Origin of the sequence: Streptomyces sp. NPDC058662, assembly GCF_042716255.1 — a bacterium.
Taxonomy (GTDB): Bacteria; Actinomycetota; Actinomycetes; order Streptomycetales; family Streptomycetaceae; genus Streptomyces.
Genome location: NZ_JBHXRU010000118.1, coordinates 1 through 17,531, shown reverse-complemented (window position 1 = coordinate 17,531; position 17,531 = coordinate 1). Strand labels below are relative to the sequence as shown.

Below are 17,531 nucleotides of genomic sequence, written 5' to 3'. Positions count from 1 at the left end.
CGGCCGGGCCCGGGGGCGGCGGCGCGGCCGGAGGTGCCGGCGGAGGTGCCGGCGGCGCGGACGGTGGCGTCGGCGGCCGCGCCGGATCCGGTGGCTGGGGCGACCCGGTCGACTCCATACTTCCCCCTGGTGGCACCGCGACGGAGCGAAGCCTCATTAACCACCCGCCACGCTGGGGTCACAAGGCGAAATCCGGCCCCCGCGGCATCAGGCGGGGAACTTCCGGTCGACCCAGCGGAAGGTGGCCTCGATCAACGCCGCGGCACCGGCCGCGACGCCCACCGCGATCCACGGCATGGTGGTGCCCTCCAGTTCGAGCTGGAAGAAGTCCTGCAGCCACGGTACGACGAGGACGATCAGGAACGCCCCGCCCATCGCGCCGACCAGGCCCACCCGCCACCACGTGTACGGGCGCGCGATGATCGCCAGGACCCACATCGAGGTCAGGAACAGCGTGAGCGTCGCCGCACTGGTCTCCGACTTCAGGGCGTCCACGCCCGAGTAGTGCCCGCGGGCGACCACGTACGTCACGAAGGTGGCCGTCGCCGCGATCACCCCGCCGGGGATCGCGTACCGCATCACCCGCTTGACGAAGTTCGGCTTGGCGCGCTCCTTGTTCGGGGCCAGGGCGAGGAAGAACGCGGGAATGCCGATGGTCAGGGTGGACAGCAGCGTCAGGTGGCGGGGCAGGAACGGGTACTCGACCTGCGAGCAGACCACCAGCACGGCCAGCAGCACCGAGTAGACCGTCTTCGTGAGGAAGAGCGTGGCCACGCGGGTGATGTTGCCGATGACCCGGCGGCCCTCGGCGACCACGGAGGGCAGCGTGGAGAAGCTGTTGTTCAGCAGCACGATCTGGGCGACGGCGCGTGTCGCCTCCGAGCCGGAGCCCATGCTGACACCGATGTCCGCGTCCTTGAGCGCGAGCACGTCGTTGACGCCGTCGCCGGTCATCGCGACGGTGTGGCCCCGGGACTGGAGGGCCGCGACCATATCGCGCTTCTGCTGCGGGGTGACGCGGCCGAAGACGGAGTTCTCGTCGAGCACCTTCGCCATCTCGTCCTGCCCGGCCGGCAGCAGCCGGGCGTCGACGGTGTTCTCCGCGCCCGGCAGCCCGAGCTTGCCGGCGACCGCGCCGACGGAGACGGCGTTGTCACCGGAGATGACCTTCGCCTTGACGTTCTGGTCCGCGAAGTAGCGCAGGGTGTCCGCGGCGTCGGGGCGCAGCCGCTGCTCCAGGACGACCAGGGCGGTCGGCTTGACTCCGCTCGCGACGGCCGGGTCGTCGAGCTCGCGGGCGGAGCGGGCGAGCAGCAGGACCCGCAGGCCCTGTTCGTTGAGGTCGTCGACCTCGTGCAGGGCCGGGTCGCCGGCCGGCAGCAGCACGTCGGGGGCGCCGAGCAGCCAGGTGCTGTTCTCGCCGTCGCCCTCGCTGAAGCTGGCGCCGCTGTACTTGCGGGCGGAGGAGAAGGGCAGGGACTCGGTGCAGCGCCACTCCGCGCTGTCGGGGTAGGCGTCGATGACGGCCTGCAGGCTGGGGTTGGGCCGCGGGTCGGACTCGCCGAGCGCGCCGAGCACCTTCCTGACGTACGCGGCCTCCGCGCCGCCGAGGGTACGGAGGTCGGTCACGTCCATCCCGCCCTCGGTGAGGGTGCCCGTCTTGTCGAGGCACACGACGTCGACGCGGGCGAGGCCCTCGATGGCGGGGAGCTCCTGGACCAGGCACTGCTTGCGGCCGAGCCGGATGACGCCGATCGCGAAGGCGACGGAGGTGAGGAGCACGAGGCCCTCGGGGATCATCGGGACGATGCCGCCGACGGTCCGGGCGATGGAGTCCTTGAGGTTGGTGTCCTTGACGATCAGCTGGCTGATGATGAGGCCGATCGAGGTCGGGATCATCATCCACGTGACGTACTTGAGGATGGTCGAGATGCCGGAGCGCAGCTCGGAGTGGACGAGGGTGAAGCGGGAGGCCTCTTCGGCGAGCTGAGCGGCGTAGGCCTCGCGGCCGACCTTGGTGGCGGTGAAGGCGCCGCCGCCGGCGACCACGAAGGAGCCGGACATGACCGGGTCGCCGGGCTTCTTCAGGACCGGGTCGGCCTCTCCGGTGAGCAGGGACTCGTCGATCTCCAGGCCGTCCGCCTCACCCACGGAGCCGTCGACGACGACCTTGTCGCCGGGGCCGAGTTCGATGACGTCGCCGAGGACGATCTCGGAGGTGGAGATCTCGGCGGTCCGGCCGTCGCGGCGGACGCCGGGTTTGGCCTCGCCGATGAGGGCGAGGCCGTCGAGGGTCTTCTTCGCGCGCAGTTCCTGGATGATGCCGATGCCGGTGTTGGCGACGATCACGAAGCCGAAAAGGCTGTCCTGGATCGGCGCGACGAACAGCATGACCACCCAGAGCACGCCGATGATCGCGTTGAACCGGGTCACGACGTTGCCGCGGACGATATCGGCGGTGGAGCGCGAGGAGCGGACGGGTACGTCGTTGACGTCGCCGCGCGCCACGCGCTCGGCGACCTCGGCCGTGGTCAGTCCGTTCGGCTCGAACCGGGGGGCGGGCGGCCGGACCGGGTGCACCGGGTCCAGCTCGGCTCCCGCGTCGATGGCCGTGCCGGCGCCGCCGCCCGGCTCCGGCCCCTCGGATTCGATCTTCGCCCGCTGCGTCATGCTTCCGACGGTAGAGGGCCGGGGAACGCTTCACCCGCCGAGCGGTCATAAGATCCGACTTCGGGATGACCCGAATCCTCCGCCGGTAGCCCCTCGGCACGGTGGACGGACACGGGTCCGTGGGTCATGCCCCCGCAGGGCCGCCGCCGGTCGCCGGGCCGTCGTCCGGCGCCCGGTTTGCCTGCTCCGCCCGGTCCGCCTGCTGCTCCGCCGCGTGCCGCTTGAGGGCGGCGTCGCGGCCGCGGACGTACCAGATGCCGATCAGGCCGAGGAAGCCGCCGGCCGCGCAGGTCCACACCCACCACAGCTGCCCCCGGTCGGCGAACCACCCGTAGAAGGGGAGCTGGACGACGAACAGGGCGAACCAGAGGATCGTGCCGCCGGTGACGGTCGCGACGACCGGGCCCTCCAGGGGCTCGGGCGCCTCGTGCTTCGCAGTCCATTTCGCCATGCGGCAAGTCTAGGCGGGCCGCCCCGGGCCCCTTCGCCGCCCGTCCCCGCCCGTCCCCGTGCGCGCCCCCGGGGCCATGGCGGTGAACGCCGCGGGGGTCTACGCGCGGAGATGGACGCCCATTCCTTCATGTGTTCATACTGAAACGGTTTGGGCGTGGCCCATTTTCTTCGTATGAACACCCATTGAGGACCGTATGAGCACCCCGGCCCCCGCCCCCGCGTCGACCGCCCCGGACCCCTCCCGCGGGGGGAACTCCGGCATGGACCGCTTCTTCAAGATCTCCGAGCGCGGCTCGACCGTCGGCCGCGAGGTCCGCGGCGGATTCGCGACCTTCTTCGCGATGGCCTACATCATCGTGCTGAACCCGATCATCCTGGGCAACGCGAAGGACATGTACGGCCACCAGCTCGACGCCGGCCAGCTGGTGACGGCCACCGTCCTGACGGCCGCCTTCACCACCCTCCTCATGGGCGTCATCGGCAATGTGCCCATCGCCCTCGCCGCCGGCCTGGGCGTCAACACCGTCGTCGCCCTCCAGCTCGCCCCCCGCATGAGCTGGCCCGACGCCATGGGCATGGTCGTCCTGGCCGGCTTCGTGGTGATGCTGCTGGTCGCGACCGGCCTGCGCGAGCGGGTCATGAACGCCGTCCCGCTCAGCCTGCGCAAGGGCATCGCCATCGGCATCGGCCTGTTCATCATGCTGATCGGCCTGGTCGACTCGGGCTTCGTCTCCCGCATCCCGGACGCCGCGCACACCACGGTCCCGCTCCAGCTCGGCGGTGGCGGCCACCTGAACGGCTGGCCGGTGCTGATCTTCGTCTTCGGCGTGCTGCTGACCCTCGCCCTGCTCATCCGCAAGACGCCGGGCGCGATCCTGATCTCCATCGTGGTCATGACCGTGATCGCGGTCGTCGTCCAGCTGATCACCTCGCTGCCCGCCGAGGCCTGGGGCCTCACCGTCCCCCAGTGGCCGGGCAACCCGGTCGCCGCACCCGACTTCGGCCTCGTGGGCGAGGTCAGCCTGTTCGGCGGCTTCGGGAAGGTCGGGATGCTGACCGGCATCCTGTTCGTCTTCACCGTGCTGCTGTCCTGCTTCTTCGACGCGATGGGCACCATCCTCGGCGTCGGCGACGAGGCGAAGCTCATCGACAAGGACGGCCACTTCCCCGGCATCAACAAGGTGCTGCTCATCGACGGCCTGGCCGTCGCCTCGGGCGGCGCCACCTCGTCCTCGGCCACGACCTGCTTCGTGGAGTCCACGGCCGGCGTCGGCGAAGGCGCCCGGACGGGCCTGGCCAACGTGGTGACCGGCGGCCTCTTCGCGGTGGCGCTCTTCCTCACCCCGCTCGCCACCATGGTCCCCTCCCAGGCGGCGACCCCCGCCCTGGTGGCGGTCGGCTTCCTGATCCTGGCGGGATCGGTCAAGGACATCGACTGGAGCGACTTCACCGTCGCCGTCCCGGCCTTCCTGGCCATGGTGATGATGCCCTTCACCTACTCGATCACCAACGGCATCGGGATCGGCTGCATCAGCTTCTGCACGCTGCGCCTGGCGGCCGGCCGGGGCCGCGAGGTACCGGTGGCCATGTACGTCGTGGCCGCGGTGTTCGTCTTCTACTACGCGATGCCGGCCCTGGGCCTTACGTAGGCTCTCGGCCTCACGCAGGCCCTCGGCCTCAGGCCCCGCGTTTCGCGCCGGCCTCAGGTGAGGCCGTAGAACTTCTCCGTCTCGTCGACGGCCGCCTTGAAGCGCTCGTCGAAGTCATCGCGAATGAGCGTCCGGACCACATAGTCCTGGACGCTCATTCCGCGTTTGGCGGCATGTGTACGGAGCCTGTCGAGGAGCTCCCCGTCTATGCGCATGCTGAGCACATGTGTCCCCATGCCGAAAGGGTCGGGGCAGAGGGGGCGCGCGCGGGTCGCTTTCCGCGGCCGACTCACCCGTACGAGTGACGGGAAACCGTCGGTTTTCCTTAGGGAGAGTAATGAGTTACTCTAAGGACATGCATGACCTCTCCCATGGCGACGATGCTGCCGCCGTGAACGACCTCCGCTCCGCCGTGATGCGCCTGGGCCGGCGCCTGAAACACCAGCGCGTGGACGAGTCGCTGAGCCCGACCGAGATGTCGGTCCTCGGCACCCTCGCCCGGTGCGGCCAGGCCACCCCCGGTGAGCTGGCCAGGCGGGAGCACGTCCAGCCGCCGTCGATGACACGCATCGTCGCGCTGCTGGAGGCCAAGGGACTGGTCACGCTGGAGCCGCACGCCGACGACCGCCGCCAGAAGGTGGTCCGCCAGACCGAGGAAGCCGAAGCGATGCTCGAAGAGAGCCGCCGCAAGCGCAACGCCTTCCTGGCCGGGCTCGCGGCCGAGCTGACCGAGGACGAGTGGGCCAAGCTGCGCGACGCCGCGCCCGTCCTGGAGAAGCTCGCGCACTTGTAGGAACGACGCCAGGAGGCGAACGCTTTTGAGTACGGGAACCGGAGCAGACTCCGCACCCGGCCGCACATCCACCCCTACCACCGCCGCACCCGCGGGCCGGAACTCCATGTTCAGCTCGCTGAATATACGGAACTACCGCCTCTTCGCGACCGGTCAGGTCGTCTCGAACACGGGCACCTGGATGCAGCGCATCGCCCAGGACTGGCTGGTCCTCTCCCTGACCGGGTCCGCCTCCGCCGTCGGCATCACCATCGCGCTGCAGTTCCTGCCGATGCTGGCCTTCGGCCTCTACGGCGGCGTACTCGCCGACCGGCTGCCGAAGCGGCCGCTGCTGATCGTCACCCAGAGCGCCATGGGCCTGACCGGCATCGCGCTGGCCGTGCTCACCCTGGCCGGACACGTCCAGGTCTGGCACGTGTACCTCGCCGCCTTCCTGCTCGGCCTGATCACCGTCGTCGACAACCCGGCGCGACAGACCTTCGTCCCCGAGATGGTCGGCAAGGACCAGGTGGCCAACGCGGTCAGCCTGAACTCGGCCAACTTCCAGTCCGCGCGCCTGGTCGGCCCGGCGATCGCCGGCGTGCTGATCACCGCCGTCGGCTCCGGCTGGGCCTTCCTGCTGAACGGGCTGTCCTTCGCCGCGCCCGTCATCGGCCTGCTGCTGATGCGCACCCGCGAACTGCACCCGGTCGCGCCCCGCCCCCGCGCCAAGGGACAACTGCGCGAGGGCCTGCGCTACGTCGCCGACCGCCCGGAGCTGATCTGGCCCATCGCGCTCGTCGGCTTCATCGGCACCTTCGGCTTCAACTTCCCGATCTGGCTGTCGGCCTTCGTCAGCGACGTCTTCCACGGGGACGCGGGCACGTACGGGCTCTTCAACACCCTGATCGCCGCCGGCTCCCTGGCGGGCGCGCTGCTCGCCGCCCGGCGCGGCCACTCCCGGTTGCGGCTGCTCGTGGCGGCGGCCGTACTGTTCTCCGCCCTGCTGCTGGTGACCGCCTTCGCGCCCAGCTTCTGGCTGTTCGCCGCGCTGCTCGTGCCGATCGGCGTGTTCGGGCTGACGGTCAACGTGACCGCCAACTCCAGCGTGCAGATGGCGACCGACCCGGAGATGCGGGGGCGGGTCATGGCCCTGTTCATGATGGTCTTCACCGGCGGCACCCCGCTGGGGGCTCCGCTGCTGGGCTGGATCACCGACAGCTACGGCGCGCGGGTCGGCATGGCCGCGGGCGGACTGGTCTCCCTGGCCGCCTCTCTGGCCATCGCCCTGGTACTGGCCCGGATCGGCAACCTCCGCCTGCGGGTGAACCGCCGCGGCGTCTCCTTCGTCCCGGCCGCCGCCCCCGCCGCGGCGCGCCACCGCGAACTGGTGGCGGTGGCGTAAGGCCCAGAACCGGCGCGGGTGCGGTTTCGGCCCGGCGCCGGCCCGGCCCGCCCGGCGCTGGTGCTGTGGCCGGAAAAGTCGCCGTGGCACGGGGGACCCCCCGGTCACGGCACTAGGCTCGCCGCATGCGACTGTTCGCCGCCGTACTCCCACCCGACGCCGCCGTCACCGAGCTGGCGCGGGCCGTGGAGGGCCTGCGCGACGACCGGCTCCGCTGGACCGCACAGGAGGGCTGGCACTTCACCCTCGCCTTCATGGGCGAGGTACGGGACGACGTCCTCCCGGACCTGCACGCCCGGCTGGAGCGGGCCGCGCGGCGCTCGGCCCCCTTCACGCTGCGCCTGCACGGCGCCGGCCGCTTCGGCGACCGGGCCCTGTGGGCCGGGGCCGCCGGCGGGCTCGACGGGATGCGGATGCTGGCCGAGCGGGCCGACGCCGCCGCCCGCCGGGCCGGGGTGCCCATGGAGCAGCACCACCGGTACACCCCCCACCTCACCCTGGCGCGCGGCCGCGAGAGCGCCGACCTGGAGCCGTACCTGGAGGGGCTGGCCGCCTTCGAGGGCACCCCGTGGCAGGTCACCGAGCTGAGCCTGGTGCGCAGCAACCTGCCGGTCAGCGGTGTGCCCGGCGAGCAGCCCCGCTACGAGACCGTCGCGGCCTGGCCGCTGGCCGGCTGACGCGCGTACAGCGCCCCACGTACCGCACGCGCGGCGGCACGGCGCGGCCCCTGCGTCACGGCCGCGCAGGCCGCCGCGTTACGCTCGACGGGTGGATCCCAAGACCAGAAACCGTGTCATGGCCGGTGTGCTCGTGCTGATGTTCCTCGTCGTCGCCGTGGCGGCCGCCGTCGGACAGTAGGCCCGCCGCCGGAGCGGGCACCGCGCCGGCTCCTCTTGCCTGGAGTGGACTCGAAGCAGTTGGCTTGGGTCCCATGAAGTACACGCAGCTCGGACGCACGGGACTCAAGGTCAGCCGACTCGTCCTCGGCACGATGAACTTCGGTCCCCAGACAGACGAACCGACCAGCCACGGCATCCTCGACGCCGCCCTCGACGCGGGTCTGAACTTCGTGGACACCGCCAATGTGTACGGGTGGGGCGAGAACAAGGGCCGCACCGAGGAGATCCTCGGCACCTGGTTCGCGCAGGGCGGCGGCCGGCGCGAGAAGACGGTCCTCGCCACGAAGGTCTACGGCTCCATGTCCCGCGAGGGCGAGACCTGGCCGAACGAGGACCGGCTCTCGGCACTGAACATCCGCCGGGCCGTCGAGGCCAGCCTCAAGCGGCTCCAGACCGACCACATCGACCTCTACCAGTTCCACCACATCGACCGCCGGACCCCCTTCGAGGAGATCTGGCAGGCCGTGGACGTACTGATCCAGCAGGGCAAGGTCCTCTACGCGGGCTCCTCCAACTTCCCCGGCTACAAGATCGCCCAGGCCAACGAGACGGCCGCCCGGCGCGGGACGCTCGGCCTGGTCAGCGAGCAGTGCCTCTACAACCTCGCCGAGCGCCGGGCGGAGATGGAGGTCCTCCCGGCGGCCCAGGAGTACGGCCTCGGGGTCATCCCGTGGTCCCCGCTGCACGGCGGACTGCTCGGCGGCGTCATCAAGAAGGAGGTCGAGGGCGGTCGCCGCGCCTCGGGCCGCTCGGCGGAAGCGCTCGCCAACACTGCGGTGCGGGCCCAGGTCCAGGCGTACGAGGACCTCCTCGACAAGCACGGCCTGGAGCCGGGCGAGACGGCGCTGGCCTGGCTGCTCACCCGGCCGGGGGTGACCGGCCCCATCGTCGGGCCGCGCACCGCCGAGCAGTTGGAGAGCGCGCTGCGCGCCCTGGAGCTGGAGTTGGGCGAGGAGGTGCTGGCCGGGCTGGACGACATCTTCCCCGGGCCGGGACCCTCCCCGGAGGCCTTCGCCTGGTGATCCCCCCGCACACCGGCCGCCGCCCCTCCTGACGGGGGCGGCGGCCCTCGCCGTCCGCGGGAAGGGGGCCGCCGGCCGCCAAGTCCTCGGCGCGCGGGCCGCGTTACGGGCCGGCCGCGGGACGGTACGGGCCGCCGATCCCCCAGGCCTGGTGCAGGACCGCCGCGAACTCCCCGGCCAGTTTGTGCTCGCCGGCGGCATTGGGGTGCGTGCCGTCGTAGGTGTCGTGGCGGATGTCGTAGCCGTCCGGGCGGGCGGCCAGCAGGATCGGCGAGGCGGCCGTCGACAGGTCGGCCACCGCCTTGGCCAGCAACTCGTTGAACAGCGCCACCTCGGCCGCGAAGGGCGCGTCCTCCTCGGCCCGGACGTTCGGTATCACCGGCAGCAGCACCATCCGCACGGCGGGACGGGCGGCGCGGGCCCGCTCGACGAAGCGGCGGACGTTGGCCGCGGTCTCGTCGGCGCGCGTGTAGAAGCCGAGGTCGATCAGGCCGAGGGAGACGAGCAGCACGTCGGGCCGGGCGGCGCCCGCGGCGGGTCCGATGAGCGGGGCCATGTGCTGCCAGCCCTCGCCCCAGCCGGCCAGGTGGCGGCGGGCGTCGGCCGGGAAGTCCGGGGCGGCGTACGCGTGGCGGGTGGGCGCGTCGGCCGCGGTGTCGTACAGCTCGCTGCGCGGGCCGACGATCCGGTACGGCCCGCCGCCGGTGGTGCCGAGGTGCTGCCACATCCGGTAGCGCCAGGTGTAGTCGCCGGCGCGTCCGATGGTCATGGAGTCGCCGACGAACATGAAACGCATCCGGTCATCATCGCGGATCACGCGCCTGGAGCCCCTGTGATGCCGAACACTCCCCGCGGGCTGGCAGGCTGGGGGGATGCGCCCGCGCCTGCTCCCCTCGACCGTCCGCTCCGTCGCCGCCGGCGTCGCCCTGCTGTCCGCCGTGCCCGCCGGCGCCGCCGCGGCCGCTCCGGCGGCGACCGGGCCCGGAGGCTCGTCGTTCACGATCGCCGACCCGCGGATCAAGGAGTCGAGCGGGCTGGCCGCCAGCCGGGTCCACCCCGGCGTGTACTGGACGCACAACGACAGCGACGACGGCCCGTACGTCTACGCCGTGGACGCGGCGACCGGCAGGACCGTGGCCCGGGTGACGCTGACGGGGATCGGGACGCCGCGCGACGTCGAGGCGATCTCGCTGGGGCCGGACGGGCAGCTGTACGTCGGCGACATCGGCGACAACAAGGACGGCACCTGGGACCACGTGTGGATCTACCGCTTCCCGGAGCCGAAGCAGCTCGGCGACGCCACGGTGAAGGGCACGCAGTTCACGGTGCGGTACGCGGACGGGCCGCGCAACGCGGAGGCGCTCATGGTGCACCCGGTGACGGGCCGGGTGTACATCGCGAGCAAGCACGAGAGCCGGGGCGGCCTGTACGAGGGCCCCGCGACGCTCTCCCCGGGGGGACCGAACGTGTTCCGGCGGGTCGCGGACCTGCCGTGGGTGACGGACGGGGCGTTCTCGCCGGACGGCGGGCGGCTCACGCTGCGCGGCTACTTCGCGGCCCGCACCTACCCGTGGCAGGACGGCCGGCCGCGGGGCGAGGGCGAGCGGGTGGACGCGCCGTGGCAGGGGCAGGCGGAGTCGGTGACGTACACGGCGGACGGCTCGACGCTGATGTTCGGCTCGGAGGGCGAGGGCAGCCGCGTCGTCGCGGTCCCGGCCGGGGCCGCGACCGCCGCGCCGTCGGCGCCGGCGGCGTCCTCCGCCCCACCGCAGGCGGGGCCCCCGCCGGGCCCGGCGCCGGAGCCGGGATCCTTCGGCAAGGGCGCGCTGGTCCTCGCCGGCGGTCTGGCCGCCGTCTTCGCCGCCAAACGCCTGTTCCGCCGCCGCACCCCCCGGTAGCCGCCCGCGGGCGGCACCGGAGTGACCCGGGGGCCGGGAGTGGCCCAGGGGCCAGGAGTGGCCCGGGGGTCAGTGCCCGGGGGCCGGGAGTGGCCCGGGGGTCAGGAGTGGCCCAGGTCGGCGGACCGCAGGTCCGTCGCGGGGACCGAGCCGGTGTCGGGGGACGGGCGCAGGAGAAACTCGTCCGACGCCATCGAGTCGAGCACCGGCGGCGCCGGCCTCGGCGGCTTCGGCATGACCGCAGCCTCCGAGTGCCCGCCGCATCCGTACGAGAGGGAGACGAGGCGGCCGTCCGCGGGCCCGAACTCGTTCGCGCAGACTCCGAAGGCCTGCCCGAGCGACCCCCCGATCGCGACCAGGAAGCCGCAGGACACGCACGACGCCGGGGCGGCCTGCGCCATCGGGGTCTTCGCGCCGAACGACTCGTCCCACCGGTCGGCCGCACTGTGCAGCCCGTACCGCGAGAGCACCCGCGCGCGCCGCATGCCGAGCTCCTCCGCCACGGAGGTGATGGACCCCCGCACCGGAACCACCGCGCGGTCGGTGACGTCCGCGTCCTCCGCCTCGACCAGTTCGGCCATCTCGGGGGAGACCACCGAGTTCGGCGGCGGCGCGTCCTCGCCCGACCAGCCCGGCTCCAGCCGCAGGTCCTCGGCGTCGGTGGGCAGCAGGTCGCCGGGCCCCATGTCGCCGGGGCGCAGGCGCTCGCTCCACGGCACCCACTCGGGGGCCAGGAGCGCGTCGTCGCCGGGCAGCAGCACCGTTTCGTCGAGCGTGATGTTCTTCGCGCGGGAGGCGCGGGTCACGGTGACGGCCCAGCGCCAGCCCCGGTAGCCCGGTTCCTTGCACTCGAAGAAGTGCGTGACGACACGGTCGCCCTCCGCCACGGCGGAGACGTGTTCACCCACCACTCCGGGGAACGCGGCCTCCTCGGCCGCCGCGCGGGCGAGTTCTACCGCCTCCACGCACAGGCGGTCGGGGGTACGCGGGGTACGGCTTCGCGTCGTCGCAGCACTCACTGGTCTCGTTCTCTCCTACGCCGTCTCACGTGTGCGCCGTCCGTACTGTCGTCCTCAACGACCCGTCGGTGCTGTCCGTACGTGGCGCGGGCGGAGCGGACCAGAGGGCCGCGTCGACGTCCGCACCCGATCGGCCTCGGGCGCACCTTCCTGCGATTCCATTCTGCGGGATCACGAAGAGGCGCGCGGCCAAGAGCAACCGCCGGTGGCGCGCTACGCACGCTACCTCCTCCGACGCCTTCGGCCCACATGCAAGGTCCGATTCGCGGACAAGCCCGCGCCCGGAGGGCCGCCCGCCGGGGCCCTGCCGGGGCCCGCGACGCGCCGGGAGGGGTCCAAGAGGGCCCTGTGGGGCACTATGGCGAGGTGGCACCCGTACGGTCGTCCGTCGACGGCTCGGGACCGGCCAGGCGGGCCGGCCGAGCTGTCGGGCGTGCCCTCCACCTGCCCATCACGGGCACGGCGCGCGGGATCCGGCGGGCCACGCACGCGCACGGGGCCGGCGAGTCGGGGCTCGGGAAGCTGATCGAGCTGCACGCGATCAACGGCGCCGGCGATGTGATGATCACGGTCGCGCTGGCCTCGACGGTGTTCTTCTCCGTCCCCACGGACGAGGCCCGCGGCCGGGTGGCCCTGTACCTGGCGATCACGATGGCGCCCTTCACCCTGCTGGCCCCGGTGATCGGCCCGCTGCTGGACCGGCTGCCGCACGGACGGCGCGCCGCGATGGCGGCCGCGATGCTCGCCCGGGCACTGCTGGCGGTGATGATGTCCGGCGCGGTGGCCACGGGCGGGCTGGAGCTGTACCCGGCGGCGCTGGGCGTCCTGGTCGCCTCGAAGGCGTACGGGGTGGTGCGCAGCGCGGTGGTGCCGAGACTGCTGCCGCCGCGGTTCTCACTCGTCAAGGCGAACTCACGGGTGACGCTGGCCGGTCTGCTGGCCACGGGCGCGGCGGCGCCAGTGGCCGCCGGACTGCACACGATCGGCCCGCCGTGGCCGCTGTACGGGGCCTGCGTGATCTTCGTGTGCGGCACGTTCGCCGCGTTCACGCTGCCGCACAAGGTGGACGAGGCCAAGGGCGAGCGGCGGGCCCGCCTGTCCACGCACGAGGCCCACTCCCCGAAGCCGGGGTTGCGCACGGTCGGCCCGTCCGTGCTGTGCGGACTGCTCGCCAACGCCTCGATGCGCGCCCTGTCCGGATTCCTCATCTTCTTCCTGGCGTTCCTGCTGCGGGACCATCCGATGGCCGGGCAGAGCGCGGCGGTGTCGCTGGGCATCGTGGGCGTCTCGGCGGGCGTGGGCAACGCGTGCGGCACGGCGGTGGGGGCGTGGCTGCGGGCGCGGGCGCCGGAGGCGATCATCGCGGCGGTGCTGAGCCTCACGCTGGGCGTGGCGGTGCTCGCGGCGGTGTTCTTCAGCGGGCTGTTCATGGCCGTCCTGGGGGCGACGGCCGGCTTCTGCCAGGCGCTGGCGAAGCTCTCCCTGGACGCGATGATCCAGCGGGACGTCCCGGAGTCCGTGCGCACCTCGGCCTTCGCCCGCTCGGAGACGCTGCTCCAGGTGGCGTGGGTCCTGGGCGGCGCGATCGGCATCGCCCTGCCGCTGAACGGCGTCCTGGGCATGGCCGTCGCGGCCGCCATGGTCGCCCTCGGCACCACGATGGCCCTCCGCGGCCTCCTCTCCTCCCCCCACCCCCGCCCCACCCACCCCCGCGTCGCCTGACCCCCCAGACCCGGCCCGCACATCCAGCCCCGCCGGCGATTGAGGCGCGGGGCCCGGGGCAGCGCCCCGGCAACGCCGCCGCACCGTAGGACCCCCGCGAGCCCGGCGCAGCCGATACGCCGCGCCGCACCCGGCAGAAGGACCCCGTGCGGCGGCGCGGCCCACCGGCCCGATAGCCTTCGGCTCATGACCGCACCGCTTTTCTCGGGTAGGGCCCGCCGCAGCGTCGCGGCCCTCGGAGCCGTGTCCGCCGGCCTCCTCCTCCTCTCCGCCTGCGACAAGCCGACACCGCTGGCGACCGTGACGGTCGGCACCGAGTCGGTGTCCGCCGAGGCCGCCTGCCACGACGGCAAGGAGCTCTCCGTGGAGAAGGTCCAGGAGTGCCTCACCGAACTCAAGGCCGCCAAGACCGTCGACTACACCCGCGGCGACACCCTCCGCCTCGGTGTCGAGCCCGATGTCGTCGAGGACGGCAAGAAGTGGCAGGCGATCCTGGACGGGCAGCCGATCACCGAGCCGTCGTCCAACACCTACCGCAGCTTCCCGGGCGCCGACGTCTTCGCGACAGGCGGCCAGGGCGAGGCCCCGGCCTCCAAGAAGCTGGCCTTCGTCCAGGTCGGCGAGGACGGCAAGCCCCTCGCCGTCTGGAGCTTCAACCTCAAGCTCAAGTAGCCGGCGGCCCCGGTGCGCGTGCTCGTCGTGACCGCGGTGGCGGCGGAGGCAGACTCCGTCATCAGCGCGCTGACCGGCCCGACCCCTCATCCGGACGCTCCCGGTCCTGAGCCGCGCACCCTGCCCCCGGGCCGTCCCCGGACGCCGTCCGGGAACGGCTACCCCGTCACCCGCCGGGACCTCCCGGGTATCGCCTTCGACGTACTCGTCGCGGGCGTCGGGCCGGCGGCCGCCGCCGCCGGGACCGCCACCGCCCTGGCCCTCGCCCCCTACTCGCTCGTCGTGTCCGCCGGAATCGGCGGCGGGTTCCGGCCCGCCGCCCCCCTCGGCTCCCTGGTGGTCGCCGACGCGATCGTCGCCGCCGACCTGGGCGCCGAGACCCCCGGCGGTTTCGCCGACGTACGGGAGCTCGGCTTCGGCCGCACCGTGCACCTGCCGCCCGCCGAGCTGGCCGCCTACGCCGCCGAGGCCACCGGGGCCCTGCTCGCACCCGTACTGACCGTGTCCACCGTGACCGGTACCGCCGACCGGGCCGCCGAGCTCGCCGCCCGGCACCCGTTGGCGGGGGCCGAGGCCATGGAGGGCTTCGGGGTCGCGGAGGCGGCCGCCGCGCACGGGCTGCCCGTACTGGAGATCCGCGCCGTGTCCAACGCCGTGGGCCCGCGCGACCGCGCCGCCTGGCGGATCGGGGACGCCCTGGCGGCCCTCGCCGACGGCTTCCGCGCGCTGGGCCCCGTACTCGCGAACTGGGGAGAACGCCATGAGCACCGGTGACACCGCCGACCGCGACCCGCTTCAGCCGCGGGCGGCACAAGCGCCGCAGGACCCGCGGAGTCCGCGGGAACCGCTGCGGATCGCCTACTCGCCCTGCCCGAACGACACCTTCGTCTTCGACGCGTGGGCGCACGGCCGCGTCCCGGACGCGCCCGCGCTCGACGTCACCTTCGCCGACATCGACCTCACCAACGGCATGGCCGAGCGCGGCGAGCTGGACGTGCTCAAGGTGTCGTACGCCGTCCTGCCGTGGGTGCTGGAGGAGTACGCGCTGCTCCCCTGCGGCGGCGCGCTGGGCCGCGGCTGCGGGCCCCTGGTGCTGTCACGGGAGCCGGGACTGGACCTGGCGGGCCGCACGGTCGCCGTGCCGAGCGAACGCTCCACCGCCTACCTGCTGTTCCGGCTCTGGGCGGCGGACGTGCTGCCCGAGGGCGTCGGCAAGGTGGTGGTGATGCCGTTCCACGAGATCATGCCGGCCGTGCGCGACGGGCGCGTGGACGCCGGACTGGTCATCCACGAGGCCCGGTTCACCTACCAGGACTACGGGCTGCACCGCCTCGCCGACATGGGCGAGCACTGGGAGTCCACGACGGGTCTGCCGATCCCCCTCGGCGCGATCATCGCCAAGCGCTCGCTGGGCCCGGACCGGCTGCGCGCACTGGCCGACTCGGCCCGTACGTCGGTCCGGATGGCCTGGGACGACCCCGAGGCGTCCCGCCCGTACGTACGCGCCCACGCCCAGGAGCTGGACCCGGCGGTCGCCGACCAGCACATCGGGCTGTACGTCAACGAGTTCACCGCCGACCTCGGCGAGGCGGGCTACGCGGCGGTGCGCGGTCTGCTCACGCGGGCGGCCGCCGAGGGACTGGTACCGGCCATCGCGCCCGGCGCGCTCGACTTCCCGTAGCCCCTCGCGGGGCACGGACGACCGCGCCCCGCCGCTCCTGGGAGCGGCGGGGCGCAGGTGGCGTACGGGTCGTACGGGTCTGCCCGGGCGTCAGACGTCGAGCTGGTCGGCCACCGCGCGCAGCAGGCCGGCGATCTTCCCGCCGTGCACCCTGTCGGGGTAGCGGCCCCGCTCCAGCATCGGCGTGATGTTCTCCAGCAGGGTCGTGAGGTCCTGCACGATCGACGCGAGCTCGTCGGGCTTGCGCCGCTGCGCCGCCGCGACGGACGGCGCCGGGTCCAGTACCGTCACCGAGAGTGCCTGGTCGCCGCGCTGCCCGGCGACGACGCCGAACTCGACGCGCTGGCCCGGCTTGAGGGCGTCGACCCCGGCAGGGAGCACCGACGAGTGGACGAAGACGTCGCCGCCGTCGTCGCGGGAGAGAAAGCCGAAGCCCTTCTCACTGTTGAACCACTTGACCTTGCCGGTAGGCACGTCCGTCCTCTGTCCTTGTGCTCGTCGGGGGCCCGGAACTCCGCGAACGGGTCCGGACAACAGCGCAGCGGGCCATGTGTGACCCGCCGCCTCAAGGCTAATGGCCGCGGGCCGGGGGACAAGTCGATACCCGGTCCTTCGCCGTCGGCTGCTTCGGCCAGGGAACTACCCTGGTGGAGTGACTGTTACTCCTCATTCCGACGAAGCGCGGCCCGGCGACGCGCTCGTGAAGGCCGGCGGCATCGTGTTCATCGCCGGCGCCGTGGCCACGCTCGCGACGATGGCCCCGCTGTTCCTCGACGTCGACCCGTTCCCGTCGTACGCGTGGGCCGTGTGCATGCTGATGGGCGTCGGCTTCGCCATCTCCGCGGCGGGCGTGCTCCGCTCCGCCGCGGCGCAGCGCCGGGCGGCCCGCGCCTCACAGGCGCCGCGGGGGTAGCCCCGGGGCCCCGGCCTCCGGCCCCGAGGGCGGCGGGGTCAGATCGTCCGGGCCGCCACGTAGTCCGCGAGCCACTCCGGCAGCGCGGTGAGGTCGGCCAGCACCACGTCCGCGCCCGCCGCGCGCAGCTCCGGCTCCGGGCACGGGCCCGTCGGCACGACCACCGACAGCGCGCCGGCCGCGCGGGCACCGCGTACGTCGCCGACGTGGTCGCCGACGTAGACCTGCGCCCCGTGCTCGCGCAGGGCGCCCGCCTTGGCCTCCGCCCACAGCCAGCCGATCACCGCGTCCGGCTCGATGCCCAGGTGCGACAGGTGCAGCCGGGCGTTCGGCTCGTGCTTGGCCGTGACCACGATCGCCCGGCCGCCGAGTTCCCGGACGGCCTCGATCGCCTCGCGGGCGCCCGGCATCGCCGGGGTCGGCCCGATGGCGTGGGTCGGGTAGATCTCCCGGTAGCGGTCCGCGACGGCCTCGATCCCGGCCTGCGGGAACCAGCGCGCGAGCTCCTCCTCCAGCGGCGGACCGAGCCGCGTGACGGCCGCGTCGGCGTCGATGTACATACCCGTCTCGGCCGACAGGGCCCGGTACGCGGCCCTGATCCCGGGGCGGGAGTCGATGAGGGTCATGTCGAGGTCGAAGCCGACGGTGAATTCCATACCCCCCATTGTGCCGACCCCCACCCCACCCCCCTCAGCCCCACCGTGCCCAACCCAGCCCCGCCGCCGCTCCCGCAGGAACCGTACGGCGGTGCGCGCC

At 73.2% G+C, this 17,531-nt stretch carries 18 protein-coding genes; 11 read left to right on the top strand and 7 right to left on the bottom strand.

The features are described 5' to 3' along the window. Positions 1–207: 207 nt before the first annotated feature. The gene (locus tag ACFWUQ_RS27835) at positions 208–2,670 is read right to left on the bottom strand and encodes an HAD-IC family P-type ATPase (protein ID WP_384543480.1); all 2,463 of its coding nucleotides are present in this window, start codon (positions 2,668–2,670) and stop codon (positions 208–210) included. Positions 2,671–2,794: 124 nt separating this feature from the next. Beyond that, the gene (locus ACFWUQ_RS27830; RefSeq protein ID WP_384543478.1) at positions 2,795–3,121 is read right to left on the bottom strand and encodes a DUF2530 domain-containing protein; all 327 of its coding nucleotides are present in this window, start codon (positions 3,119–3,121) and stop codon (positions 2,795–2,797) included. Between the two features lie 196 nt (positions 3,122–3,317). Here ACFWUQ_RS27830 and ACFWUQ_RS27825 point away from each other — a divergent pair, with 196 nt between their 5' ends. Then, on the top strand, positions 3,318–4,772 hold the full coding sequence (locus tag ACFWUQ_RS27825; RefSeq protein ID WP_384543476.1) for an NCS2 family permease: 1,455 nt from the start codon (positions 3,318–3,320) through the stop codon (positions 4,770–4,772). A 53-nt stretch (positions 4,773–4,825) separates the two neighbouring features. On the opposite strand, the gene ACFWUQ_RS27820 is transcribed toward ACFWUQ_RS27825, so the two are convergent. After that, positions 4,826–5,008, bottom strand: a complete 183-nt coding sequence (locus tag ACFWUQ_RS27820; RefSeq protein WP_030156886.1) for a hypothetical protein — start codon at positions 5,006–5,008, stop codon at positions 4,826–4,828. Between the two features lie 119 nt (positions 5,009–5,127). Here ACFWUQ_RS27820 and ACFWUQ_RS27815 point away from each other — a divergent pair, with 119 nt between their 5' ends. From ACFWUQ_RS27815 to ACFWUQ_RS27800, 4 genes are all read left to right on the top strand, one after another. Beyond that, the gene (locus ACFWUQ_RS27815; RefSeq protein WP_384543474.1) at positions 5,128–5,565 is read left to right on the top strand and encodes a MarR family winged helix-turn-helix transcriptional regulator; all 438 of its coding nucleotides are present in this window, start codon (positions 5,128–5,130) and stop codon (positions 5,563–5,565) included. A gap of 25 nt (positions 5,566–5,590) precedes the next feature. Beyond that, a complete protein-coding gene (locus ACFWUQ_RS27810) occupies positions 5,591–6,949 on the top strand; it encodes an MFS transporter (RefSeq protein ID WP_384543472.1) in 1,359 nt (452 codons plus the stop codon). A 125-nt stretch (positions 6,950–7,074) separates the two neighbouring features. Next, positions 7,075–7,626, top strand: coding sequence for an RNA 2',3'-cyclic phosphodiesterase (gene thpR, locus ACFWUQ_RS27805; RefSeq protein ID WP_384543470.1), 552 nt, complete (start codon positions 7,075–7,077; stop codon positions 7,624–7,626). A gap of 254 nt (positions 7,627–7,880) precedes the next feature. Further along, a complete protein-coding gene (locus tag ACFWUQ_RS27800) occupies positions 7,881–8,870 on the top strand; it encodes an aldo/keto reductase (protein WP_384543468.1) in 990 nt (329 codons plus the stop codon). A 103-nt stretch (positions 8,871–8,973) separates the two neighbouring features. Here the strand turns inward: ACFWUQ_RS27800 and ACFWUQ_RS27795 are convergent, their stop codons facing one another. Then, entirely contained in the window at positions 8,974–9,666 is a 693-nt protein-coding gene (locus ACFWUQ_RS27795) for a GDSL-type esterase/lipase family protein (protein WP_384543466.1), read from the bottom strand. Positions 9,667–9,742: 76 nt separating this feature from the next. Here ACFWUQ_RS27795 and ACFWUQ_RS27790 point away from each other — a divergent pair, with 76 nt between their 5' ends. Next, the gene (locus tag ACFWUQ_RS27790; protein ID WP_384543464.1) at positions 9,743–10,768 is read left to right on the top strand and encodes a WD40 repeat domain-containing protein; all 1,026 of its coding nucleotides are present in this window, start codon (positions 9,743–9,745) and stop codon (positions 10,766–10,768) included. 101 nt (positions 10,769–10,869) lie between these two features. Here ACFWUQ_RS27790 and ACFWUQ_RS27785 read toward each other — a convergent pair whose 3' ends face one another. Continuing rightward, positions 10,870–11,787 (bottom strand): DUF3027 domain-containing protein, encoded by a 918-nt coding sequence (locus tag ACFWUQ_RS27785; RefSeq protein WP_384543462.1) that lies wholly within the window; start codon positions 11,785–11,787, stop codon positions 10,870–10,872. A gap of 348 nt (positions 11,788–12,135) precedes the next feature. Between ACFWUQ_RS27785 and ACFWUQ_RS27780 the strand changes: the two genes are divergently transcribed. From ACFWUQ_RS27780 to ACFWUQ_RS27765, 4 genes are all read left to right on the top strand, one after another. Further along, on the top strand, positions 12,136–13,509 hold the full coding sequence (locus ACFWUQ_RS27780) for an MFS transporter (RefSeq protein ID WP_384543460.1): 1,374 nt from the start codon (positions 12,136–12,138) through the stop codon (positions 13,507–13,509). 186 nt (positions 13,510–13,695) lie between these two features. After that, positions 13,696–14,181, top strand: coding sequence for a DUF2771 domain-containing protein (locus tag ACFWUQ_RS27775; protein ID WP_384543458.1), 486 nt, complete (start codon positions 13,696–13,698; stop codon positions 14,179–14,181). A gap of 12 nt (positions 14,182–14,193) precedes the next feature. Further along, positions 14,194–14,955 (top strand): futalosine hydrolase, encoded by a 762-nt coding sequence (locus tag ACFWUQ_RS27770; RefSeq protein WP_384543456.1) that lies wholly within the window; start codon positions 14,194–14,196, stop codon positions 14,953–14,955. Continuing rightward, a complete protein-coding gene (locus ACFWUQ_RS27765; protein ID WP_384543453.1) occupies positions 14,942–15,862 on the top strand; it encodes a 1,4-dihydroxy-6-naphthoate synthase in 921 nt (306 codons plus the stop codon). Before ACFWUQ_RS27770 ends, ACFWUQ_RS27765 begins: the two co-directional genes overlap by 14 nt. A 90-nt stretch (positions 15,863–15,952) precedes the next feature. Here the strand turns inward: ACFWUQ_RS27765 and ACFWUQ_RS27760 are convergent, their stop codons facing one another. Continuing rightward, on the bottom strand, positions 15,953–16,336 hold the full coding sequence (locus ACFWUQ_RS27760; RefSeq protein ID WP_384543450.1) for a cold-shock protein: 384 nt from the start codon (positions 16,334–16,336) through the stop codon (positions 15,953–15,955). Positions 16,337–16,514: 178 nt separating this feature from the next. On the opposite strand from ACFWUQ_RS27760, the gene ACFWUQ_RS27755 reads away from it, so the two are divergent. Beyond that, positions 16,515–16,775, top strand: coding sequence for a hypothetical protein (locus ACFWUQ_RS27755; protein ID WP_384543447.1), 261 nt, complete (start codon positions 16,515–16,517; stop codon positions 16,773–16,775). 38 nt (positions 16,776–16,813) lie between these two features. Here ACFWUQ_RS27755 and ACFWUQ_RS27750 read toward each other — a convergent pair whose 3' ends face one another. Continuing rightward, a complete protein-coding gene (locus tag ACFWUQ_RS27750; RefSeq protein ID WP_384543445.1) occupies positions 16,814–17,431 on the bottom strand; it encodes an HAD family hydrolase in 618 nt (205 codons plus the stop codon). Positions 17,432–17,531 lie beyond the last annotated feature (100 nt).